Annotated in this window: 15 protein-coding genes and 2 pseudogenes; 13 read left to right on the top strand and 4 right to left on the bottom strand. The window is 66.7% G+C overall.

All coding sequences use genetic code 11. The annotated features are described in order from the left end of the window. Positions 1–346: 346 nt before the first annotated feature. A complete protein-coding gene (locus ABD357_RS03485; RefSeq protein ID WP_344387406.1) occupies positions 347–775 on the bottom strand; it encodes a hypothetical protein in 429 nt (142 codons plus the stop codon). 265 nt (positions 776–1,040) lie between these two features. Here ABD357_RS03485 and ABD357_RS44510 point away from each other — a divergent pair. The 5 genes and pseudogenes from ABD357_RS44510 to ABD357_RS03465 form a co-directional block, all read left to right on the top strand. Then, positions 1,041–1,295, top strand: a pseudogene (locus ABD357_RS44510) (acyl carrier protein); the annotation flags it as partial. Continuing rightward, positions 1,296–3,590 carry an amino acid adenylation domain-containing protein gene (locus ABD357_RS03480; protein ID WP_344387405.1) on the top strand — a complete coding sequence of 765 codons (2,295 nt, stop codon included), beginning with the start codon at positions 1,296–1,298 and terminating at the stop codon, positions 3,588–3,590. A 37-nt stretch (positions 3,591–3,627) separates the two neighbouring features. Next, the gene (locus ABD357_RS03475) at positions 3,628–4,968 is read left to right on the top strand and encodes a class I SAM-dependent methyltransferase (protein ID WP_344387403.1); all 1,341 of its coding nucleotides are present in this window, start codon (positions 3,628–3,630) and stop codon (positions 4,966–4,968) included. A gap of 108 nt (positions 4,969–5,076) precedes the next feature. After that, entirely contained in the window at positions 5,077–6,426 is a 1,350-nt protein-coding gene (locus tag ABD357_RS03470; protein ID WP_344387402.1) for an APC family permease, read from the top strand. After that, positions 6,426–7,607: a cysteine desulfurase family protein gene (locus ABD357_RS03465; RefSeq protein ID WP_344387401.1), complete on the top strand. Its 1,182-nt coding sequence runs from the start codon at positions 6,426–6,428 to the stop codon at positions 7,605–7,607. Before ABD357_RS03470 ends, ABD357_RS03465 begins: the two co-directional genes overlap by 1 nt. 61 nt (positions 7,608–7,668) lie before the next feature. On the opposite strand, the gene ABD357_RS03460 is transcribed toward ABD357_RS03465, so the two are convergent. Then, entirely contained in the window at positions 7,669–8,424 is a 756-nt protein-coding gene (locus tag ABD357_RS03460; RefSeq protein WP_344387400.1) for a heavy metal-responsive transcriptional regulator, read from the bottom strand. A gap of 258 nt (positions 8,425–8,682) precedes the next feature. On the opposite strand from ABD357_RS03460, the gene phnD reads away from it, so the two are divergent. From phnD to ABD357_RS03430, 6 genes are all read left to right on the top strand, one after another. Further along, complete coding sequence (phnD, locus tag ABD357_RS03455) at positions 8,683–9,591, top strand: phosphate/phosphite/phosphonate ABC transporter substrate-binding protein (RefSeq protein ID WP_344387399.1); 909 nt, start codon at positions 8,683–8,685, stop codon at positions 9,589–9,591. A gap of 57 nt (positions 9,592–9,648) precedes the next feature. Continuing rightward, positions 9,649–10,377, top strand: coding sequence for an ATP-binding cassette domain-containing protein (locus tag ABD357_RS03450; protein ID WP_344387398.1), 729 nt, complete (start codon positions 9,649–9,651; stop codon positions 10,375–10,377). An 8-nt stretch (positions 10,378–10,385) separates the two neighbouring features. Next, positions 10,386–11,285: a phosphonate ABC transporter, permease protein PhnE gene (gene phnE / locus ABD357_RS03445; RefSeq protein WP_344387396.1), complete on the top strand. Its 900-nt coding sequence runs from the start codon at positions 10,386–10,388 to the stop codon at positions 11,283–11,285. Between the two features lie 646 nt (positions 11,286–11,931). Further along, complete coding sequence (locus ABD357_RS03440) at positions 11,932–12,420, top strand: VOC family protein (protein ID WP_344387395.1); 489 nt, start codon at positions 11,932–11,934, stop codon at positions 12,418–12,420. Continuing rightward, entirely contained in the window at positions 12,420–12,773 is a 354-nt protein-coding gene (locus ABD357_RS03435; RefSeq protein WP_344387394.1) for a YciI family protein, read from the top strand. Before ABD357_RS03440 ends, ABD357_RS03435 begins: the two co-directional genes overlap by 1 nt. A gap of 7 nt (positions 12,774–12,780) precedes the next feature. After that, on the top strand, positions 12,781–14,001 hold the full coding sequence (locus tag ABD357_RS03430) for an RNA polymerase sigma factor (RefSeq protein WP_344387393.1): 1,221 nt from the start codon (positions 12,781–12,783) through the stop codon (positions 13,999–14,001). Between the two features lie 337 nt (positions 14,002–14,338). On the opposite strand, the gene ABD357_RS03425 is transcribed toward ABD357_RS03430, so the two are convergent. Further along, positions 14,339–14,878: a TetR/AcrR family transcriptional regulator gene (locus ABD357_RS03425; RefSeq protein ID WP_344387391.1), complete on the bottom strand. Its 540-nt coding sequence runs from the start codon at positions 14,876–14,878 to the stop codon at positions 14,339–14,341. Positions 14,879–15,033: 155 nt separating this feature from the next. Between ABD357_RS03425 and ABD357_RS03420 the strand changes: the two genes are divergently transcribed. Then, complete coding sequence (locus ABD357_RS03420) at positions 15,034–15,867, top strand: cytochrome P450 family protein (RefSeq protein WP_344387390.1); 834 nt, start codon at positions 15,034–15,036, stop codon at positions 15,865–15,867. A 106-nt stretch (positions 15,868–15,973) separates the two neighbouring features. Then, positions 15,974–16,621: a class I SAM-dependent methyltransferase gene (locus tag ABD357_RS03415; RefSeq protein ID WP_344387389.1), complete on the top strand. Its 648-nt coding sequence runs from the start codon at positions 15,974–15,976 to the stop codon at positions 16,619–16,621. Between the two features lie 64 nt (positions 16,622–16,685). Here the strand turns inward: ABD357_RS03415 and ABD357_RS03410 are convergent. After that, positions 16,686–16,954, bottom strand: a pseudogene (locus ABD357_RS03410) (cysteine desulfurase NifS); the annotation flags it as partial.

Below are 16,954 nucleotides of genomic sequence, written 5' to 3'. Positions count from 1 at the left end.
GCAATGTCACGCGGGTGCGTGAGGAAGGCGAACCATGGTCCGTCGCCTGAGCTGAACACCACTGCGGGTTCCTTCCCCGTCGAACACGTTGGTGGTTGGCCGGGGCACAGCCGGCAGTCCGCAGACCTCCCGGAGTGCCCCGGCGTTGTGCTGCACGGACTGCCTGTTACGCGGTCGACATAACAGGCACGACCGCCATGGCACCTTCGAAAGCGATGGTGATGTCGCCACCGCCCAGGTGCTCAGGCCACTTGATCAGGAATGTCGTCTCGTAACCGACGCGAACCGGTTTGCCGTCCTTCAGGGCGGCCAGCGTGTCCCCCAGACTGGAGGTTATGCGGCCGTCTCAACCACCTTTTGCGCCGGCCCACAAGGAACCGGGAAGCAGCTCCAGGCATCCGAGGGCCCGCCAGCCGTTGAGCTCGCCCGTGAGGGTGCACTCGTCGGTTGCCACCGCACGGACCGGCCCGAGCAGGCTCAGGTCGTGCTTGCCGCTCATCACCAGCTCATGCAGTCCGGGGAAGACGACCTGGACTCCGTAGCGGACACGCATCTTCCGGGACTCGAAGTCCACCACGCCCATGTTCGTCGTGGCGCTGGACTTCGGGTCGGTCATGAGGCACATCTGCCCGGTGTCGATCGACTCGGTCTCGTTCAGGGGGAACCGTGCGGTTCCCTTGCTGAGGCCGTAGAGGTCTTCGACCTGGAAGATCACTCGCTCTGTCGGTTCCGGCAGCTCTCGCCGGGCCATGACCTCGTCAACGGTCAACGTCAACTGCGCAGCCCTCCCTTCTCCCCCGAAGGAGAGACAGACTTACACTGTATTCGAATTCCGCAAGCTACCAACTCAAGTGCGCCGAGGTCAAACCTTTCTCCGCAATAATCAGCGATCACGGCCTGACCTCGGAATTCACTAATCCGGAATCTGTAAATCCGGAAGAGCTCGATCTGTCGGTCTCGAACGACACCCTCCGCATTCGATCAACAGAACTAATTCTTATTGACACTGTAAGTTCGAATCTGGCAATGTTCGAGGCTCCATGCGCACGACCACCACAGTCGCTGGAGGGATCATGGGGGAAGCGAAGTCGGAGGCGCGCCAGGCAATAACTGACGTTGCGTCATGTGTTGACGACGTCCTCGCAATGGACGGATCCGAGGACCAACCGCACACTTCGCTGGCCGACCTCGGACTGGAGTCCTTCACGGTTGTGCGACTCCGTCGCAGGCTTCAGGACCTGACAGGTATCGATATCCCTCTGTCGTCTTTCTTCGGTGACGCGACCGTGGCCTCCGTGGCTGCCGAACTGGTCGGCGCGACAACCGCCGTTGGCGGCCCCGGTGAAGAGGTCGCCGAGTCGGCGGCCAAGGGCTCAGCGGCCGGCCACGACCCCTCGACGACAGGACGTCACGCATCGGGGACGCTCACGAGCGAGACGTGGTCCGCCTTATCCGCTCGGTGTTCCCTGGTACATGTCAGCACTTCAGGCGCGCTCCTGGCCGCCCTCGCCCTGACGGTGGCGCGGTGGTCGGGCGAGGCTCCTACTTTGGCGGACATCGACCGGCGCCACAGCCCTGGCACTGACGTCGCTCCTGGCGTCACCACCTCAGTCACGCTGCCCAAACTGGACTGGCAGCAGTGGGGTGGCTTTACCCACTACGCCACCGCCGTCGATCAAGGGCTCAGCGACATCGGGCTGTCTCCCGCAGCGGACTCGGCGGTCCTCGTCGATCTTGTCGAACCCATCGGCGATCCGGACCGTGCCCCCTCGGCCGCCTCTGAGGTCTCGCTCCAGCTCAAGCACACCCACGCGTTGGATGAGTCCGGCCTCCGCATCGACTGGCACATCGCCGCCGGCTCGCCGTCCGACGAACTGCTCGCCGGGATGTTCGCCGCTTATCTGCACCTACTGGGGCGCCTCGCCAACGACTCTGACGCTTGGTCAAGTAGCGTTCTGGGCTGGGACCCCGGATTCCACGCGGCCACCAAGCTCGAGTGCACGCCGTTCCCTGGCGCGGGACCTCACCTCGATGCGCCCTGGCGGCAGGCCTCAGCCCGTTCGCCTCAGCAGCCGGCGCTGGTCGGCACGTTCACACCGGTCACGCACGGCGAGCTCGCAGAGCGAGCTGCCGAGACGGCCGCTGCCCTCAACGCGATCGGTATCGGCCCCGGGAGTCTCGTAGCAATCGCCGCAGCGAAGGGCGACGCGCAGATCGCCGCTGTTCTCGGTATCTCTGCCTCCGGAGCCGGTTACGTTCCCATCGATCCGGCATGGCCGGCCGAACGGATCGCCTCGGTGTGCGCCCAAGCGGGCATCCGGCATGCTCTGGCCACGGAGGACACCACCGTCACGTGGCCGAACTACGTGCGGGTGCGCGTCCTCGACCGTGCGGGGCGGCTCGCTGCGACGGGACGGGGACCGCGGACGTCATCGCGCGTCAACCCGGCTCCTGAAGAACTGGCCTATGTCATCTTCACCTCGGGTTCTACGGGCGTCCCGAAGGGAGTCGCCATAGAGCACTGGACGGCTCGGAACACCGTCGACGACATCACCGACCGGTTCGGTGTCGGCGCGCACGACCGCGTCCTCAGCCTCTCCGCACTCAGCTTCGACCTCTCTGTGTACGACATCTTCGGTGTGCTCGGTGCGGGCGGTGCGCTGGTACTGCCCGATGCTGCGCGTGCCGGAGATCCGGAGCACTGGCTCGAGACGATGCAGCAGCACCAGGTCACCATCTGGAATACGGCACCAGCGCTCATGGAGATGCTGGTCGAACAAGCCGAAGCAGCGCCTGCGGTCGCCGAGGCAGCGCTCGCCCATCTGCGTCTCGTTTTGTTGTCGGGCGACTGGATCCCGGTGTCCCTGCCCGATCGGCTCCGCGCCCTGGCCCCTCAAGCCGAGATCGTCAGCCTGGGCGGTGCCACCGAGGCCTCGATCTGGTCCATCTGCTTTCCCATCGACAAGGTCGATCCGAACTGGGCGAGCATCCCCTACGGCCGCGCGCTACGCGGGCAGTCCTTCCACGTGCTGGACGAGGACGGCGCTCCCTGCCCCGTCGGGTTGCCCGGCGAACTGCACATCGGTGGCGAAGGGCTGGCGCGCGAGTACATCGGGAATCCCCGGGAGACCACAGCACGGTTCATCAACCACCCCGTCATGGGCGAACGGCTTTACCGCACCGGGGACATGGGCCGCTGGCAGCCCGACGGAACCATCGAGTTCCTGGGACGCGTCGACCGGCAGGTCAAGATCCGCGGCTACCGGATCGAACTCGGGGAGATCGACTCCGTTCTCAACCGCCACCCCTCCGTCCGCCGATGTATCGCCGCCGCACACCGATGTCCGGACGGACTGCTCCGACTAGCCGCCCACATCGTCCCCCAGGCACGCACCTCTCCTCCACCGCCACAACAGCTCACAGCGGCCCTGCGGGCCCATCTGCCCGCCTACATGCTGCCGACCCGCTTCGTCTATACGAAGGCCTTCCCCGTCACCGCGAACGGCAAGGTCAATTACGCCGCGCTGCCCAATCCGTTCGCAGCACAGACACCCCCTGCGGGGTCCGCCACGAATCGTCGAACGAGCTGACAGAACGCCACCACCCGCAGGGAAACAGGGGGAAGTCATGTCGCTTGAGCAGGTCGCTGCCACCATCGCTGCACACCCATGGGTCTCGGAGGTCCGCCCCAACGCCGATGGGGGCCTGTGTATCTGGCCGGACCCGTCGCTCCTGGCTGTGGAACCGGAGCCCGGCGCATTACTCCGGGAGTACTTGGAGAACTGGGGCGAGCTCTACGACCTCGTCTACGAGCGTGGCGACGGCCACCACGCTGAGAACCTGGACCTCTCCGGCTGGCGTGCCTCGGACTCGGGCCAGCCGTTTGCCACCAGTCACATGACCGAGTGGATCGACCGCACGGTCGAACTCATCCTCCGAGGCCGGCCACGGCATGTACTGGAGCTGGGATGCGGCACCGGACTGCTCTTCCACCGGCTCCGAGGGCAGGTGGCAAGCTACGTCGGTACGGACGTCTCCTCGTTTGCAGTTGATCGTCTACGCAGAGCGGTAAAGCCCAACGAAGCACTGGTACGAGCCGCAGCGCACGAAGCGCACACCAAGGTCGTCCAGGATGCCCTGGACAGCGTCGCCGGTCCCGATGGCCGTCCGGATTGCGTCGTACTCAACTCGCTCACCCAGCACTTCCCCCACGCGGCCTACTTCAGGAAGGTCCTCGCCGACGCCATCGACCTCGTCCAGCCGGGCGGACGCGTCTTCGTCGGAGACATCCGCCATGCCGGACTGCTTGACCATTACTGCCGGTGGCTCGAGCTCTCCGCCGAACCGGGCCTGGAGGGCGACGAACTCGACCAGCGTGTGCGTCAGAGGACCGATCGCGAAGAGGAACTGCTCGCTGACCCACGACTCATCGCCGACATCGCCGCCCGAGCTGCCCGCCCGGTCCGCATGTCGGTCCACGCCAAAACGTTGCAGGCCGACACCGAACTCAGTCGCTACCGCTACGACGTCGTCCTGCACGTCGACCCGTCCGATCCGGGCCCGCCGGTAACCGCTCTCGCCTGGCAAGACCTGCCCGCTCACGACCCGTTGGCCGCTCTCCCAGTCAACGCGCGCGAGCCCCTGCGTGTCCACGGCATCCCCAACCGCTTGTTGATCCCTGAGGCCCCGGGAGCACTCACGGCAGTCGAGCTCCGCAGGGCGGTATCGGATGCCGACTCCTCCGTCCATATCGACCTCCACTCCCCCGACCAGCTCGTCCTCGCCATCCCCTCCCCAGCCGGCGAGTTCATTCCCACCGAGAGCTCAACGCCCATCTCCGCCTTGGCACATGAACCAATGGCGCGCTACGTGAACCAACGCATACGGGAAGTGGTCCGCGGTCACCTGCGCAGAACGGTTCCCGAGCAGGCCCGGGTGAATCTCACGGTGGCGACCGACGCCCTGTAAATCGGTCCCGCCTCAGGCACTTGCGCAGGAAAGCATCCGAAGGGAACCACTGTGACCCAACAACTCGATGCAGCACGTCCCCGTACAGGCAAGCAGCTCCCACGCACCGTGACATGGCGGACCGGCGTACTCCTCGCAGTCGGAACCGCGCTCCTCGTCTGCGTCTCCTTGGGCCCGATGGCGGAAGAGATCGGAAACGCCTCCATCATCGTCTGGCTCGTGACAGCTCTGGTCGGGGGCATCCAGTGCGTATTGCTGGGGCATCTCGCCGTACGCATGCCCAACCGATCGGGCGGGGCGGCCACCTACACCCACGCCGTCATCGGCGACCGGATACCGATCCTCGGCGCACTCTCCAGTTGGGGGTACTGGTTCGCCTGGACTCCCGGTATCGCCGTGAACCTCATCCTGGCGGCCGAGTATCTCAAGGCCACCGTGCTCCAGAGCGTGCCGGTGATCCCGCTGGTCGTGGGTATCGCGGCGATCCTCTACATCGTCAACGCGCTCGGGTTGCGCATCAGTGCTCGGTGCGCCGCGGCTGTCGCCGTGGTTGCCGTCGCGCCGCTGCTCATCATGACTGCAGGATTGCTCTTCAATTCGCACCTGTTGGACTTCGGCAAGCTGCTCCCGCTCGGTGTGCCGGAAGAGTCCTGGGCAGGAGCCGGCACATGGATATTGCTGGCCAAGTGGGCCTTCGTCGCGGCATGGTCCGCCTACGGCGCGGAGATGGCCTTCAGCATCGTGGCCGAGATGCGCAAGCCACAGGAGCACAACCAACGCATGGTCGTCATCGCGGGCCTGACCTGCTTCGTCGCCTTCGGCTTCATCCCCATCCTTCTCACCGCGCTCGTCGGCAGCCGCGGGCTGGCAGCCGATCCCAGCGTCGTCTTCCTGCAGGCTGCGGAACTCGTCTTCGGCGGTGCCGGCGCGACCATGGTCGGCCTGATGCTGGCAGCGGGTCTGATCCTCGGAGCGCAGGCGTTCGTGGTCGGCTCTTCGCGCATCATCTTCCAGATGACCGTCGACGGATATCTGCCGGCACGCCTGTCCTGGACCAACCGACGCGGCGTACCCGTCGGCTCCCTGTTGTGGGACATACCCATCGTGCTCGGGCTAGTCCTGGTTTTCGGCACCAATGTCGTCGATGTGGTGGCCTCGGCCAACTTCGGGTACATCATCGTCTTCATCCTCATGCCCATCGCCTACATCGTGTTCCGCCGACGTGAGCACGCGGAAGGCCGCCGCCTCTCGGCACCTCGGACGTTCAACGCAATCGCTGTCGCCCTGCTGCTCTTCAACACCGTCCTGCTCATCGTCGGCGGGATGCAGTGGGGCCTCAAGACGATCAGCGTCGCTGCGGTGATCATGGCGCTCGTCATTCCCATGGCCTTCTTCCAGAGGCGCCAGCGGCGTCGGGGTCCAGAAGTGCGTACCGACGAGGAGAAAGCACTGGTCTGATGCGCTCAGAGGCTCCCCGCGGACACCCGCACCCGGCACCCGACCCCATCTATCTCGACTACAACGCGACAACTCCCGTCGATCCACGCGTCATCCGGGCATCCCTGCCCTACCTTGGTGAGTACTTCGGGAATCCGTCCAGCAGCCACGCCTACGGGAGCGCGCCCCGGGACGCCATCGCCGCGGCGCGGTCATCAGCGGCCGCCGTGCTTCAGTGCACGCCAAGAGAGATCGTGTTCACGGGCGGCGGGTCGGACGGGGACACGCTCGCGATCCGCGGCGCTGCCCTCGCCCGCCGCCACCGCGGCCGGCACATCATCACGCAGCAGACCGAACACCCTGCTGTCCTGGCAGTGTATGAGAGTCTGCGACGCCTGCACGGCTTTCGGATCACCGAACTCCCCGTGGATCGGCACGGTCTCGTGGCGCCAGCGGCGCTGGCAGCCGAACTGGCCGAAGACACCGTGCTCGTCTCGATCATGCACGCCAACAACGAGACCGGCACCATCCAGCCCATCGCCGAGCTCACCGCGGTGGCGCACGAGCACGGCGCTTTGATGCACACCGACGCGTCTCAGTCTCTGGGAAAGATCCCTTGTTCCGTACGTGGGCTTGGCGTCGATCTCGCCACCGTCACCGGGCACAAGATCCATGCTCCGAAGGGAGTTGGTGCCCTCTTTGTCCGCGAGGGCCTCGTCCTCGAACCCGCCGTCTATGGGGGCGGTCAAGAGGGCGGCCTGCGAGGCGGAACGGAGAACGTCGCATCGATCGTGGCGCTGGGCGAAGCCTGTCGCCTCCTGACCGATCCCGAGCTCGTCGACAACGGACGGCTGGCGCGCCTGCGGGATCTCCTCCAATCTCGCCTCACCCGTCATCTGGGCGACCGCGTACGCCTGAATGGACATCCCACGCTGCGGCTTCCCAACACCCTCAACATCAGCATCGAGGGCACGAGCGGCTCAGAACTCCTCGCCTCTACACCTTCCGTCGCTGCTTCGACCGGATCCGCCTGCCACGAAGGTGACGTCACGCCGTCCGTCGTGCTGTCCGCCATGGGGGTTCCCAAGGAGCAGGCACTCGCAGCGCTCCGTCTCACACTCGGCCGGTGGACGACAACCGACGAAGTCGAACAGGCTGCTGAGGCCCTGGCGAAATCCGTATCAAGGGCTGACTGCACATGACCCGGCAGCTGGGTGAACACCTCGAGGCAACAGCCTCGTTGACCCCATGTCATGTCGCTGGTCAGGGGGAAACGAAGTACTCCTCGATAAGACCGGCCGCCTCTGCAGGTCCCCTGACCTCCAAGTGCAGTCGCTCACCGCCCAGTTGAAGGCTGAACTCGAAGAAGGGGCAGCACTGCAGCTCAGCTGCCGCCAGTTCAGCGACACGGCCTGCCGTATGCATAGGGAGAGACACCCGTACGCCGTTGGCGAGCCTTACATGATCAATCGTCTCGGACAGCAGACGCCGCCACTCCTCGACCCGTCCGGCTTGCCCGTCGCCATCGAGCGAGCAGGCGACCCGTACCCCGCCCTCTACTGGTCCAGGCCGGCCCACGGGTGCGTCAGTGATCTGCAGAAGCTGCGGTTCCTCCGAGTCCACGAACTCGCACGAGGAGCTGCACGGTCCAGCACCGGGGGCAATGGCGTCGAGCTTCTGACGTGCGCGAGTGAGATGAGCGGCGAAAGCCCGCAACTCACCCACGTGCTCATCTGTGTCCGCAAGCCGTGCCTCGATCAGCGGCCGCAGCACGTCTCGAACCTCGGGACACCCGCCGTGATCCCAGACCGGCAGGATTTCCCGGATGTCGTCCAAGGACAGGCCGACACGTTTCGCCGCCTTGATGAACTTCAAGCGCTCAACCGTCTCGTCGCCATAGAGGCGATAACCGGACGGGGTCCGCCGCGGCGCGAGAAGGCCTTGATCCTCGTAGAAGCGGAGCGTCGTCGCCGGTAGCCCACAGCGTTCCGCTACCTGCGAGATCCGATAGGAGGTCATTCTTCGATGCTAGACCTTCACCCCGACTCGAAGGTCAAGCCGGAGCGGCGGGATCCGCTTCAGGCATCAGCAAATCCAGCCCCACAAGATCGGAGCCTTGAGGATCTTCAACCCTCAGCTGAAGTGCCGTGAACCACTGAGCCAGCCCGGACAACGCGTTATCGTGCTCGGGTGACGCTACGTCGATAACAGCGAATAGCCTACCTTGGTATTAACGATCGATCATCGTCTTCATCTTCGCCAACGGGGGCAACGAAAGTGAAACGGATCCGTCTGCTCATCTGCCTCATCGCCATCTCACTCATATCCGCATGCAGTGCCGCTGATGCAACCCAGAAAAATGAACAAGGAGTACCAGAAGAGCTACGCGTGGGCATTATCCCCAATGTGGCACCGGACAAGCAGCGCCTGAGGTACGAGCCACTCAAGGAGTACCTCGCGAAAGAGCTCGATACGAAGGTCGAGTTGTTTGTCGCAACCGACTACGCGGGGGTCGTCACAGCGCTGGCAGCGCACAAGATCGATGTTGCGTATCTCGGCGGTCTCACGTACGTACAGGCCCAAGAGCAGGTGGGAGTAACGCCGTTGGTCACGGAGGTCGATCGAGAGACCGGCTCCAAGGAGTACTTGTCGGGCATTGTCGTACGCGACGATGCCCCGTACAAGAACACGAAGGACCTGCTGGAAGCCAAGGGAAAGTTCGCGTTCGGCGATGTCAGCTCCACTTCAGGGAGCCTCTACCCTCGCGTCATGCTCGATGCCGCAGGAGCCAAGTGCTCCACCTCAACACTCGCCCAATGCCCGCCTCTCTCGAAGATCTCCTTTACCGGAGGCCATGACGCCACAGCTCAGGCGGTAGCCAATGGTTCCGCCGACGCCGGCGGGCTCGAGGTACGCATCCTCCATCGACTTGAGCGCGAAGGCAGCATCCCCAAGGGCCGCCTAAGGATCGTCGAGACCGAGAAAGTCATGGGCTATCCCTGGGTGATGCGTTCAGAGCTGGGTGGCAAGGCAGCGAAGTCGATCAGCTCCGCCTTTACCCGGATGAAAGACCCTCAGCTACTCAACCTCCTGCAGGCAAAGGGATACCAGCGGGTGACGCCTGCCGACTACGAAGCGGTCAAGCAGCACGCCAAGGAGCTCGGACTGCTGACGACAGACCGCTGACCGGGCCGGTACCACCGCCCGAAGGCTGACAGCCGGGGGAATCACATGCAGATACAAATGGCAGATGTGCTCGTGTCGTTCAAGGACCGGCGTTCGCCCGCCCTTTCGAACGTCTCGTTGAGGGTCGAGGAGAGCGAACACGTGGCACTCCTCGGTCCGTCGGGCTCCGGCAAGACGACCCTGTTGCGATCGCTGCTCGGCGCCGTGCCCGTGCAAGAAGGCACCATCAGGGTAGACGGCTTGGATCTCGCGTCCACCAAAGCCCTGCGGACCATTCGGCGCAGGACCGGGAGCCTGTGGCAAAACAGCTGCCTCGTCCCGGGCCTGCGGGCCCAGACGAACGCCATTCTCGGTACGTCCGCGGTATGGGGCTTGCGCGAGTGGGTCACCGCCCTGCGAGGCGCAGTCCCGCGACGGTATGAGGAGCGGCTCTCCTCACTCGCCGATGACCAGGGCATGGGCCCGTACCTGCGAGCCCGGGTTGAACACCTCTCTGGCGGGCAGCGGCAGAGGATAGCTGTACTGCGCGCTGTTCTCCCGGAACCGCGGCTGGTCCTCGCAGACGAGCCGACCAGCGGTCTGGACCCGGTAACCGCGCAGGCCGCGATTCGTACCCTGCGCGGCGTCCCCGGAGCAACGGTGCTGGTCACGACCCACGATCTGGCGGTCGCTCGACAGTTCCCGCGCGTCATCGCCCTACGGCAAGGACATTTGTGCTTTGACGGCACGGACCTGTCCGACCAGGACTCTCGCCAGATCTACGAGGGACCGGTGGTGCCCGCATGAACCCACGCATGGGAACCCTGAACGGTTCGGACCATCCGGACAGGTCCAATCGCAGCCTGCAGAGCACAGCTCGAACCGATGCCCTGGGACTGGGCGCAAGGCGCACCAAGACCCGGTGGGCCCTGCTAGTCATCGTTGTCGCAGCCGTGACGTGGTCGTTGCGCGGAACCGGCGTGAGCCTCTCGACGCTCATAACCGGTTGGGCGGGAGCCAAGGACCTTGCGTCGGGCCTCTTCCCCCCTCAACTCGACGAGGAGCTACTGCGTTCGGTGGGAGCGGCGGTGGTCGAGACCCTGCAGATCTCCATCGCAGCACTGTTCTTCGGCACCATCCTGGGCATCGGCCTGGCCGTCACCATGGCCGGCAACATGGGAGCTCCGACCTGGCTCGCCGTCGGTGCACGCTTCACCGCGACGGTGCTGCGCTCGGTACCCGAGCTGCTGTGGGCGCTCCTCTTCGTCGCCATCGTCGGTCTTGGTCCAGCTGCAGGCGTCTACGCCATCTCCCTGCACGGCACCGGACTGCTGGCCAAGCTTGTCTCCGAGCAACTGGAGGCGGTTGACCCCGGGCCGGTCGAAGCCATGCGCGTGACAGGAGCGTCGCGGGCGGCCGTAGGGGCCTTTTCGATCATTCCGCAGTCGCGCAGCGATATCGCTTCGCTCGTGCTCTATCAGTGGGAGTGCAACATCCGAAGCTCCGCGATCATCGGTTTCGTAGGTGCTGGGGGAATCGGCCAGGCATTGGGCATCTCCATGCGGCTGTTCCGCTACCAGGAACTAGCCACCCTCATGATCGCTCTCCTGTTGCTTGTCCTCATCGTCGATCAGACTTCGCGCATCCTGCGGCGCCGCATGGGGGCAGCCACGGCTAGAGCGGGCAAGGGTTTGTGGGGTATATACAAATGCTGAGGCGACAGCGCATTTCCCCAAACGCGGGTGAGGTCCCACCGGCAGCCAGTTCTCGGTACACGAGGAGCTGGCATCCATCAGGGCAAAAGAATCGAGCGCGTCCCGCCCACGCGGCACCGCGACCCGCCGCAGGGGCCAATCCGCCCCTGACGACCCGTCAGAAGAGTCAGCATTGGGCTGGCTAAAGCTCCTGCCAGGGACTCGAACCCGTGGCAAGCCCGCTACTTCTTGAGCAGAACCACCGCCCGGACCTCCAACTCACCCCCACCGACCAGCGGCTCCCCCCGTTCCCATGTTCCGCCCCCGCCGGGGGCACTCCGGGAAAATCTCCTGACCTGCAGAAATACAGGTCGGGAGTTTCGACTCTCGCCAGTTCGAGCTCTTGAGCACCCTGGATGCTCACCGGGTGGCGCGGCAGCCCTGCTGGGAACGCCGGGACTCACGAGTCCAACCGCAATCCCCTTGGCCGGGTTCGCCGAGCACCGCGCCGCGGCCCTGCGGGGAGGCGGGCTCGGCGGATCCCGGGTGCGCGCGGACTATGACAATCCACTCGGTGTGCCTGTCGTATCCACCGGCCCGCCAGTCGTCTTCTAGGTAGCAGGGCCGCGTCTGGCCCTGCGTAACAGCCAGCGAAGGAGACGAGCCCATGTCACCGACAGCCGCCCCCAAGCCGATCCCCGACGCCTACCGGAGGGTCACTCCCTGCCTGGTCGTCCAGGACGCCGCCAAGGCGCTCGAGTTCTACGGCGAGGTGTTCGGGGCCACTGAGCGGATGAGGTTCCCGGGGCCGGGCGGGACCATCGTGCACGCCGAGATCGAGATCGGGGACTCGGTCGTCATCGTCGAGGACGCCTCGCCCCTGCTGGGGACCGAGGCCCCGCCCGCCGGCGGCCTGCCCGGCAGCCCGGCCTTCCTGTTCGTCTACGTCGAAGACGTGGACGCGGTCGTCGCACGCGCCGTGGAGCTGGGGGCCACTCTCAAGCGGGCGCCGGAGGATCAGTTCTATGGGGACCGGGACGGATCCATCGTGGACCCGTACGGGCACTGGTGGACCGTGGCCACGCATGTGGAGGACGTGGCGCCCGAGGAGATGGAGCGGCGGATGGCCGCCATGATGGGGCAGGGAGGCGCCTGATGAAGTACGTGCTGTTGTTCGTCGAGACCGAGGAATTCGCCCGGGAGTTGCAGGCGATGGGCCCGGCCGAGCGGGCACGGGCCTTCGAGCGGGTCAACGAGTGGTTCACCGCCCACGCCGGCAAGATCACGGGCGGGCAGAAGCTGCGGGATGCGGAGACGGCGACGACCGTGCGGCTGGAGAGCGGGGAGCCGGTCGTGGTCGACGGGCCGTTCGTCGAGGGCAAGGAGGTCGTCAGCGGATACTCCGAGATCGAGGTCGCCGACCTCGATGAGGCGCTGCGCATGGTGCGCACCTGGCCCGGCTGCCCGGTGGTCGAGATCCGGCCCATAGAGATCAGCCCGATGGAGTGAGAACCACGTGACGACGCCGTCCAACGATGCGGCCGAGTCGCATGACCGGCTGGCCCGCGTGGTCCGGGAGCACGCGGGCCGGCTGGCCGCTTCGCTGATCCAGGTGACCGGCGACTTCTCCGCCGCGGAGGACCTGGTGCAGGACGCCGTGCTGGTGGCGCTGAAGCACTGGCCGGTGGAGGGGATCCCAGAGCGGCCCGACGCCTGGCTGTTCACGGTGGCCCGGCGGCGCGGCCTCGACCTGCTGCGGCGTCAGGAGAACTACCGGCGCAAGTTGCAGCAGTTGCAGTGGCCGCCGGACGAGGCCGAGGGGTCGGAGCCGGACGAGCGGTTGCGGCTGGTCTTCACCTGCTGCCATCCGGCGCTGACCCAGGAGGCGCAGATCGCCCTCACCCTGCGGGTGGTGTGCGGGCTGACCACCGCGCAGATCGCCCGAGCGTTCCTGGTACGGGAGTCCACCGTTGCCCAGCGCATCACCCGCGCCAAACAGAAGATCACCAAGGCCGGGATCCCCTACCGCGTTCCCGACGACGAAGAGCTGGGCACCCGCCTCGCCCAAGTCCTCGCCGTGATCTACCTGCTGTTCAACGAGGGCTACCTCTCCACCGCCGAGCAGGCGCAGTCGCACGACCTCGCCGACGACGCCGAGTGGCTGGCCGCCCTGCTGCACCGGCTGATGCCGACCGAGCCCGAGGCCGCGGGGCTGCTGGCGCTGATCCGGCTGCACCGCGCCCGTACGGCCGCCCGCATCACCCCCGAGGGCACGCTGGTCCGGCTTGAGGACCAGGACCGCTCCCTGTGGGACCACGAAGCAATCACGGCGGCCGCAGCCCTGCTGACCCGCGCCATCAGGCGGCAGCACCCGGGCCCGTACCAGCTCCAGGCCGCCATCGTGGCCTGCCATGCGGAAGCCGCACGCTGGGAGGACACCGACTGGGAGCAGATCGTGCTGCTGTACGACATGCTGCTGCACCTCGCCCCCTCCCCCGTCACGCGGCTGCACCGGGCCATCGCCCTCCGCTACAAACAGGGCCCGCAGGCCGCGCTGGCGGAGGTGGACGACCTCGCCACGGAGCTCGATCGCTACTACCTGTTCCACGCCACCCGCGCCGACCTGCTGCGCGCACTCGGCCACCCCGACCAGGCGCGCGCCGAGGACCGGCTCGCGCTGGAACTGACCACCAACCCCGCCGAGCGCGCCGTCCTCCAGGAACGCGCGGGCTTCTAGACAGGCCGATCTCCGCCTCTGGCCGCCGCCGGCTCCAGGACGGCCCACCATCAGACGCGGGAGCGAGTCACCGCTCTGGGCTCTGGGTGCGAGCTGTTCACGGATATGGCCCAGCAGTCGATGGAGCCAGCGGCGCCGGCTGATCGGTCGGACGCTTCGCCCGGACGTTCCCAGCTGTGCAAGGCGCGTGGGCGGGTGAGTCTCCCTGTCGCCACGTGCCAGCCCTCGACCCATCACGGCGGGGCTCGCATCGACGAGGCCGACGCGCCAACTGACGCTGCAGACCGCGACACCGGCGTCGAAGAACCCACATCCTGTGGATCTGCTGTTCAGGGATCTACTGGGCGGCTTGGATGACTCCTTGGATGGCCCGCCTGATGCGGTCAGCGGCGTGGCCGGGCTCGGGCTGGCCGGTGTCGAGCCACATGATGACCGCTTCGAGGGTGAGGGCGGGCACGAGCTGCGCCGCCCAGGTCCGCCAGGGGCTGTCCGGGATCGCGTCGGCGAGGTGGCGGGCGGCGATCTCCATCGAGGCGGAGCGGATGCTGTCGATGACATCGCGGAACTCGGGTTCGCGGGCGGCGTGGCGGAACAAAAGCCGGAACCCGTCTGGATCCGCCGCGGCGGCGCGCAGCAGCGCGGCGACGCTGTCCTCGTCATAGTCGTCGGTGCCGACGGTCTCGGCGAGCCGGGTGCAGGCACGGTCGAGTACGGCGCGGTAGAGGTCGCTCTTCGAGGCGAAGTGCCGGTAGAGGATCACGTGGCTCACGCCGGCCTCCGCGGCCACGTCCTCCAGACCGGTGGCGGCGAAGCCGGTGCGGGCGAAGGCGCGGGTAGCCGCGTCAAGGATCTGCTCACGCCGCTCCGCCCGGGGCATGCGCCGAACACGCTCAGGCTGCCCTGCTGACGTCGATCGAGCGGGCTGTCGACCGGCTGCGGCCACACCACACCTCCTCTTGTTTAAGCCAGACTATACAAGTAGCTTATTTAAGAGAGCTTGTACAAAGACGAATAAACCTCATGGGGGTTGCCATGGCCATCGCGGCGCAGTTGCCGTTCGAGCAGACGGATCCGTTGCGGACCGCGCCCCGGCTGCGTGAGTTGCAGTCCCGGGGCACGGTGCACCGAGTACGCACCGCGGTGGGGGACGAGGCGTGGCTGGTCACCGGCCACACGCAGGTGCAGCGGCTGCTGGACGACAACCGGCTCGGCCGGTCCCATCCAGCCCCTGAGACCGCGGCGCGCACCGGGGAATCGGCCCTGTTCGGCGACCCGCTGGGCAACTTCGCCACCGAGGCGGCCGACCACGCACGCATGCGGTCGCTGCTGCAGCCGCACTTCTCACCCAAGCACTTGCGGGCCCTGCACCCGCGCGTCGAGACCCTAACTGCGCGACTGCTGGACGAACTGACCAAGCAGGGGCCGCCGGGGGACCTCCACTCCGCGGTGGCGGTGCCGCTGCCGATCCTGGTGATCTGCGAACTGCTCGGCGTGCCGTACGAGGACCGCGAGCAGTTCCGCGCCTGGACCGCCGACGCCGCCAACATCCGCGACCGCGCCTGCTCGGAACGGGGGCTGGCCGAGCTGTTCGGCTACGGCCAGAAACTGGTCAAGTGCAAGCGGGCCGAGCCCGGTGACGATGTGATCTCCCGGCTGTGCGCGACCGAGGGCGTCTCCGACGACGAAGCCGCCGGGCTGTCGATTGCGTTGCTGTTCGCCGGGCACGAGACCACGGTGGTCCAGATCGGTCTGGGCGCACTGCTGTTGCTGCCCCATCCCGAGCAGTGGCAGGCCCTGGTGGACGCTACTGCCTCGGCGCACCCCTGGCCCGCATCGAACTGCAGGCGGTGTTCACCCAGCTGGTGACACGGCTGCCGACGCTGCGACTTGCCGACGCCGTGGAGGAGTTGACCATGCGGCGCGACACCCTCACCGGCGGCCTGGCCGAGCTTCCGGTGCGGTGGTGACCGGCATGGGACGCGGCACCTGCGTGCATCATCCACTCTTCGCGCGGCTCTACCCGCTGATGGGCAAGGCCATGGAGCGGGGCGGCATGGCCGAACACCGCCAAGCCCTGCTCGCCCGGCTCACCGGCGAGGTGATCGAGGTCGGTGCCGGCGACGGGCTCAACTTCCCGCACTACCCGACCACCGTCACCCGCGTCCTGGCCGTGGAACCGGAGCCGCACCTGCGAAGCCTCGCCCACGCCGCCGCCGGCCAGGCGCCTGTGCCGGTCGAGGTCGTCGACGGCCTCGCCGAGCAGCTCCCCGCCGAGGACGCCACCGCGAATGCGGTCGTCGTGTCGCTGGTGCTGTGCTCGGTACGCGACCAGGACGCGGCCCTGCGGGAGTTCTACCGGGTCCTCAAACCGGGCGGGCAGTTGCGCTTCCTCGAACACGTCCAGGCCGACACTCCTGGTCTGGCCCGCTTCCAGCGCGTGCTCGACGCGGCCATCTGGCCGCGACTGGCCGGAGGATGTCACACCGGCCGCGACACGGCCGCGTCGATCGAACGGTCCGGATTCACCATCGAACGGCTCGACCACTTCATGTTTCCCGACGCCCGCACGCCTGCCTCATTCCACCTCCTCGGCACCGCCGTACGGTCCGGTTCCGGCTGAGGTGGTGCCGGTCATACCTCTCCTGCTCGTCATCGCTCTCACGTAGGCGCCGACGGTCCCGTTCTCACAGCGCGGCAGCTGCCTTGAGCAGCGCGGTTGCCGCCGTCTCGATGTCCTCGGGCGTGCTCCAGCGGCCCAGGGACAGCCGCAGAGCCCCGAGCGCGCGGTCCGCATCGAGGCCCATGACGGTCAGGACGGGCGAGGGGGTGGGGGTGCCGCTGTGGCAGGCCGAGCCGGTGGAGGCCGCGAGGCCGGGTGCGGCGGCGAGGAGTTCATGCCCGAGCGCGCCGTCGATGCTGACGTTCAGCGTGTTGGGCAGGCGTCCCGTGTCGG

The organism is Streptomyces vastus, from assembly GCF_039532825.1.
Classification (GTDB): domain Bacteria; phylum Actinomycetota; class Actinomycetes; order Streptomycetales; family Streptomycetaceae; genus Streptomyces; species Streptomyces vastus.
The sequence above is the reverse complement of the archived record's forward strand: the minus strand, read 5'-3'. Positions and strand labels throughout refer to the sequence as shown.

Coding starts and splice junctions, on each gene's coding strand:
- ABD357_RS03435 (WP_344387394.1), top strand. CDS start 12,420: ATGAAGTACGTGCTGTTGTTCGTCGAGACCGAGGAATTCGCCCGGGAG.
- ABD357_RS03475 (WP_344387403.1), top strand. CDS start 3,628: ATGTCGCTTGAGCAGGTCGCTGCCACCATCGCTGCACACCCATGGGTC.
- ABD357_RS03420 (WP_344387390.1), top strand. CDS start 15,034: ATGGCCATCGCGGCGCAGTTGCCGTTCGAGCAGACGGATCCGTTGCGG.
- ABD357_RS03415 (WP_344387389.1), top strand. CDS start 15,974: ATGGGACGCGGCACCTGCGTGCATCATCCACTCTTCGCGCGGCTCTAC.
- ABD357_RS03465 (WP_344387401.1), top strand. CDS start 6,426: ATGCGCTCAGAGGCTCCCCGCGGACACCCGCACCCGGCACCCGACCCC.
- ABD357_RS03440 (WP_344387395.1), top strand. CDS start 11,932: ATGTCACCGACAGCCGCCCCCAAGCCGATCCCCGACGCCTACCGGAGG.
- ABD357_RS03460 (WP_344387400.1), bottom strand. CDS start 8,424: ATGACCTCCTATCGGATCTCGCAGGTAGCGGAACGCTGTGGGCTACCG.
- phnE (WP_344387396.1), top strand. CDS start 10,386: ATGGGAACCCTGAACGGTTCGGACCATCCGGACAGGTCCAATCGCAGC.
- ABD357_RS03425 (WP_344387391.1), bottom strand. CDS start 14,878: ATGCCCCGGGCGGAGCGGCGTGAGCAGATCCTTGACGCGGCTACCCGC.
- ABD357_RS03450 (WP_344387398.1), top strand. CDS start 9,649: ATGGCAGATGTGCTCGTGTCGTTCAAGGACCGGCGTTCGCCCGCCCTT.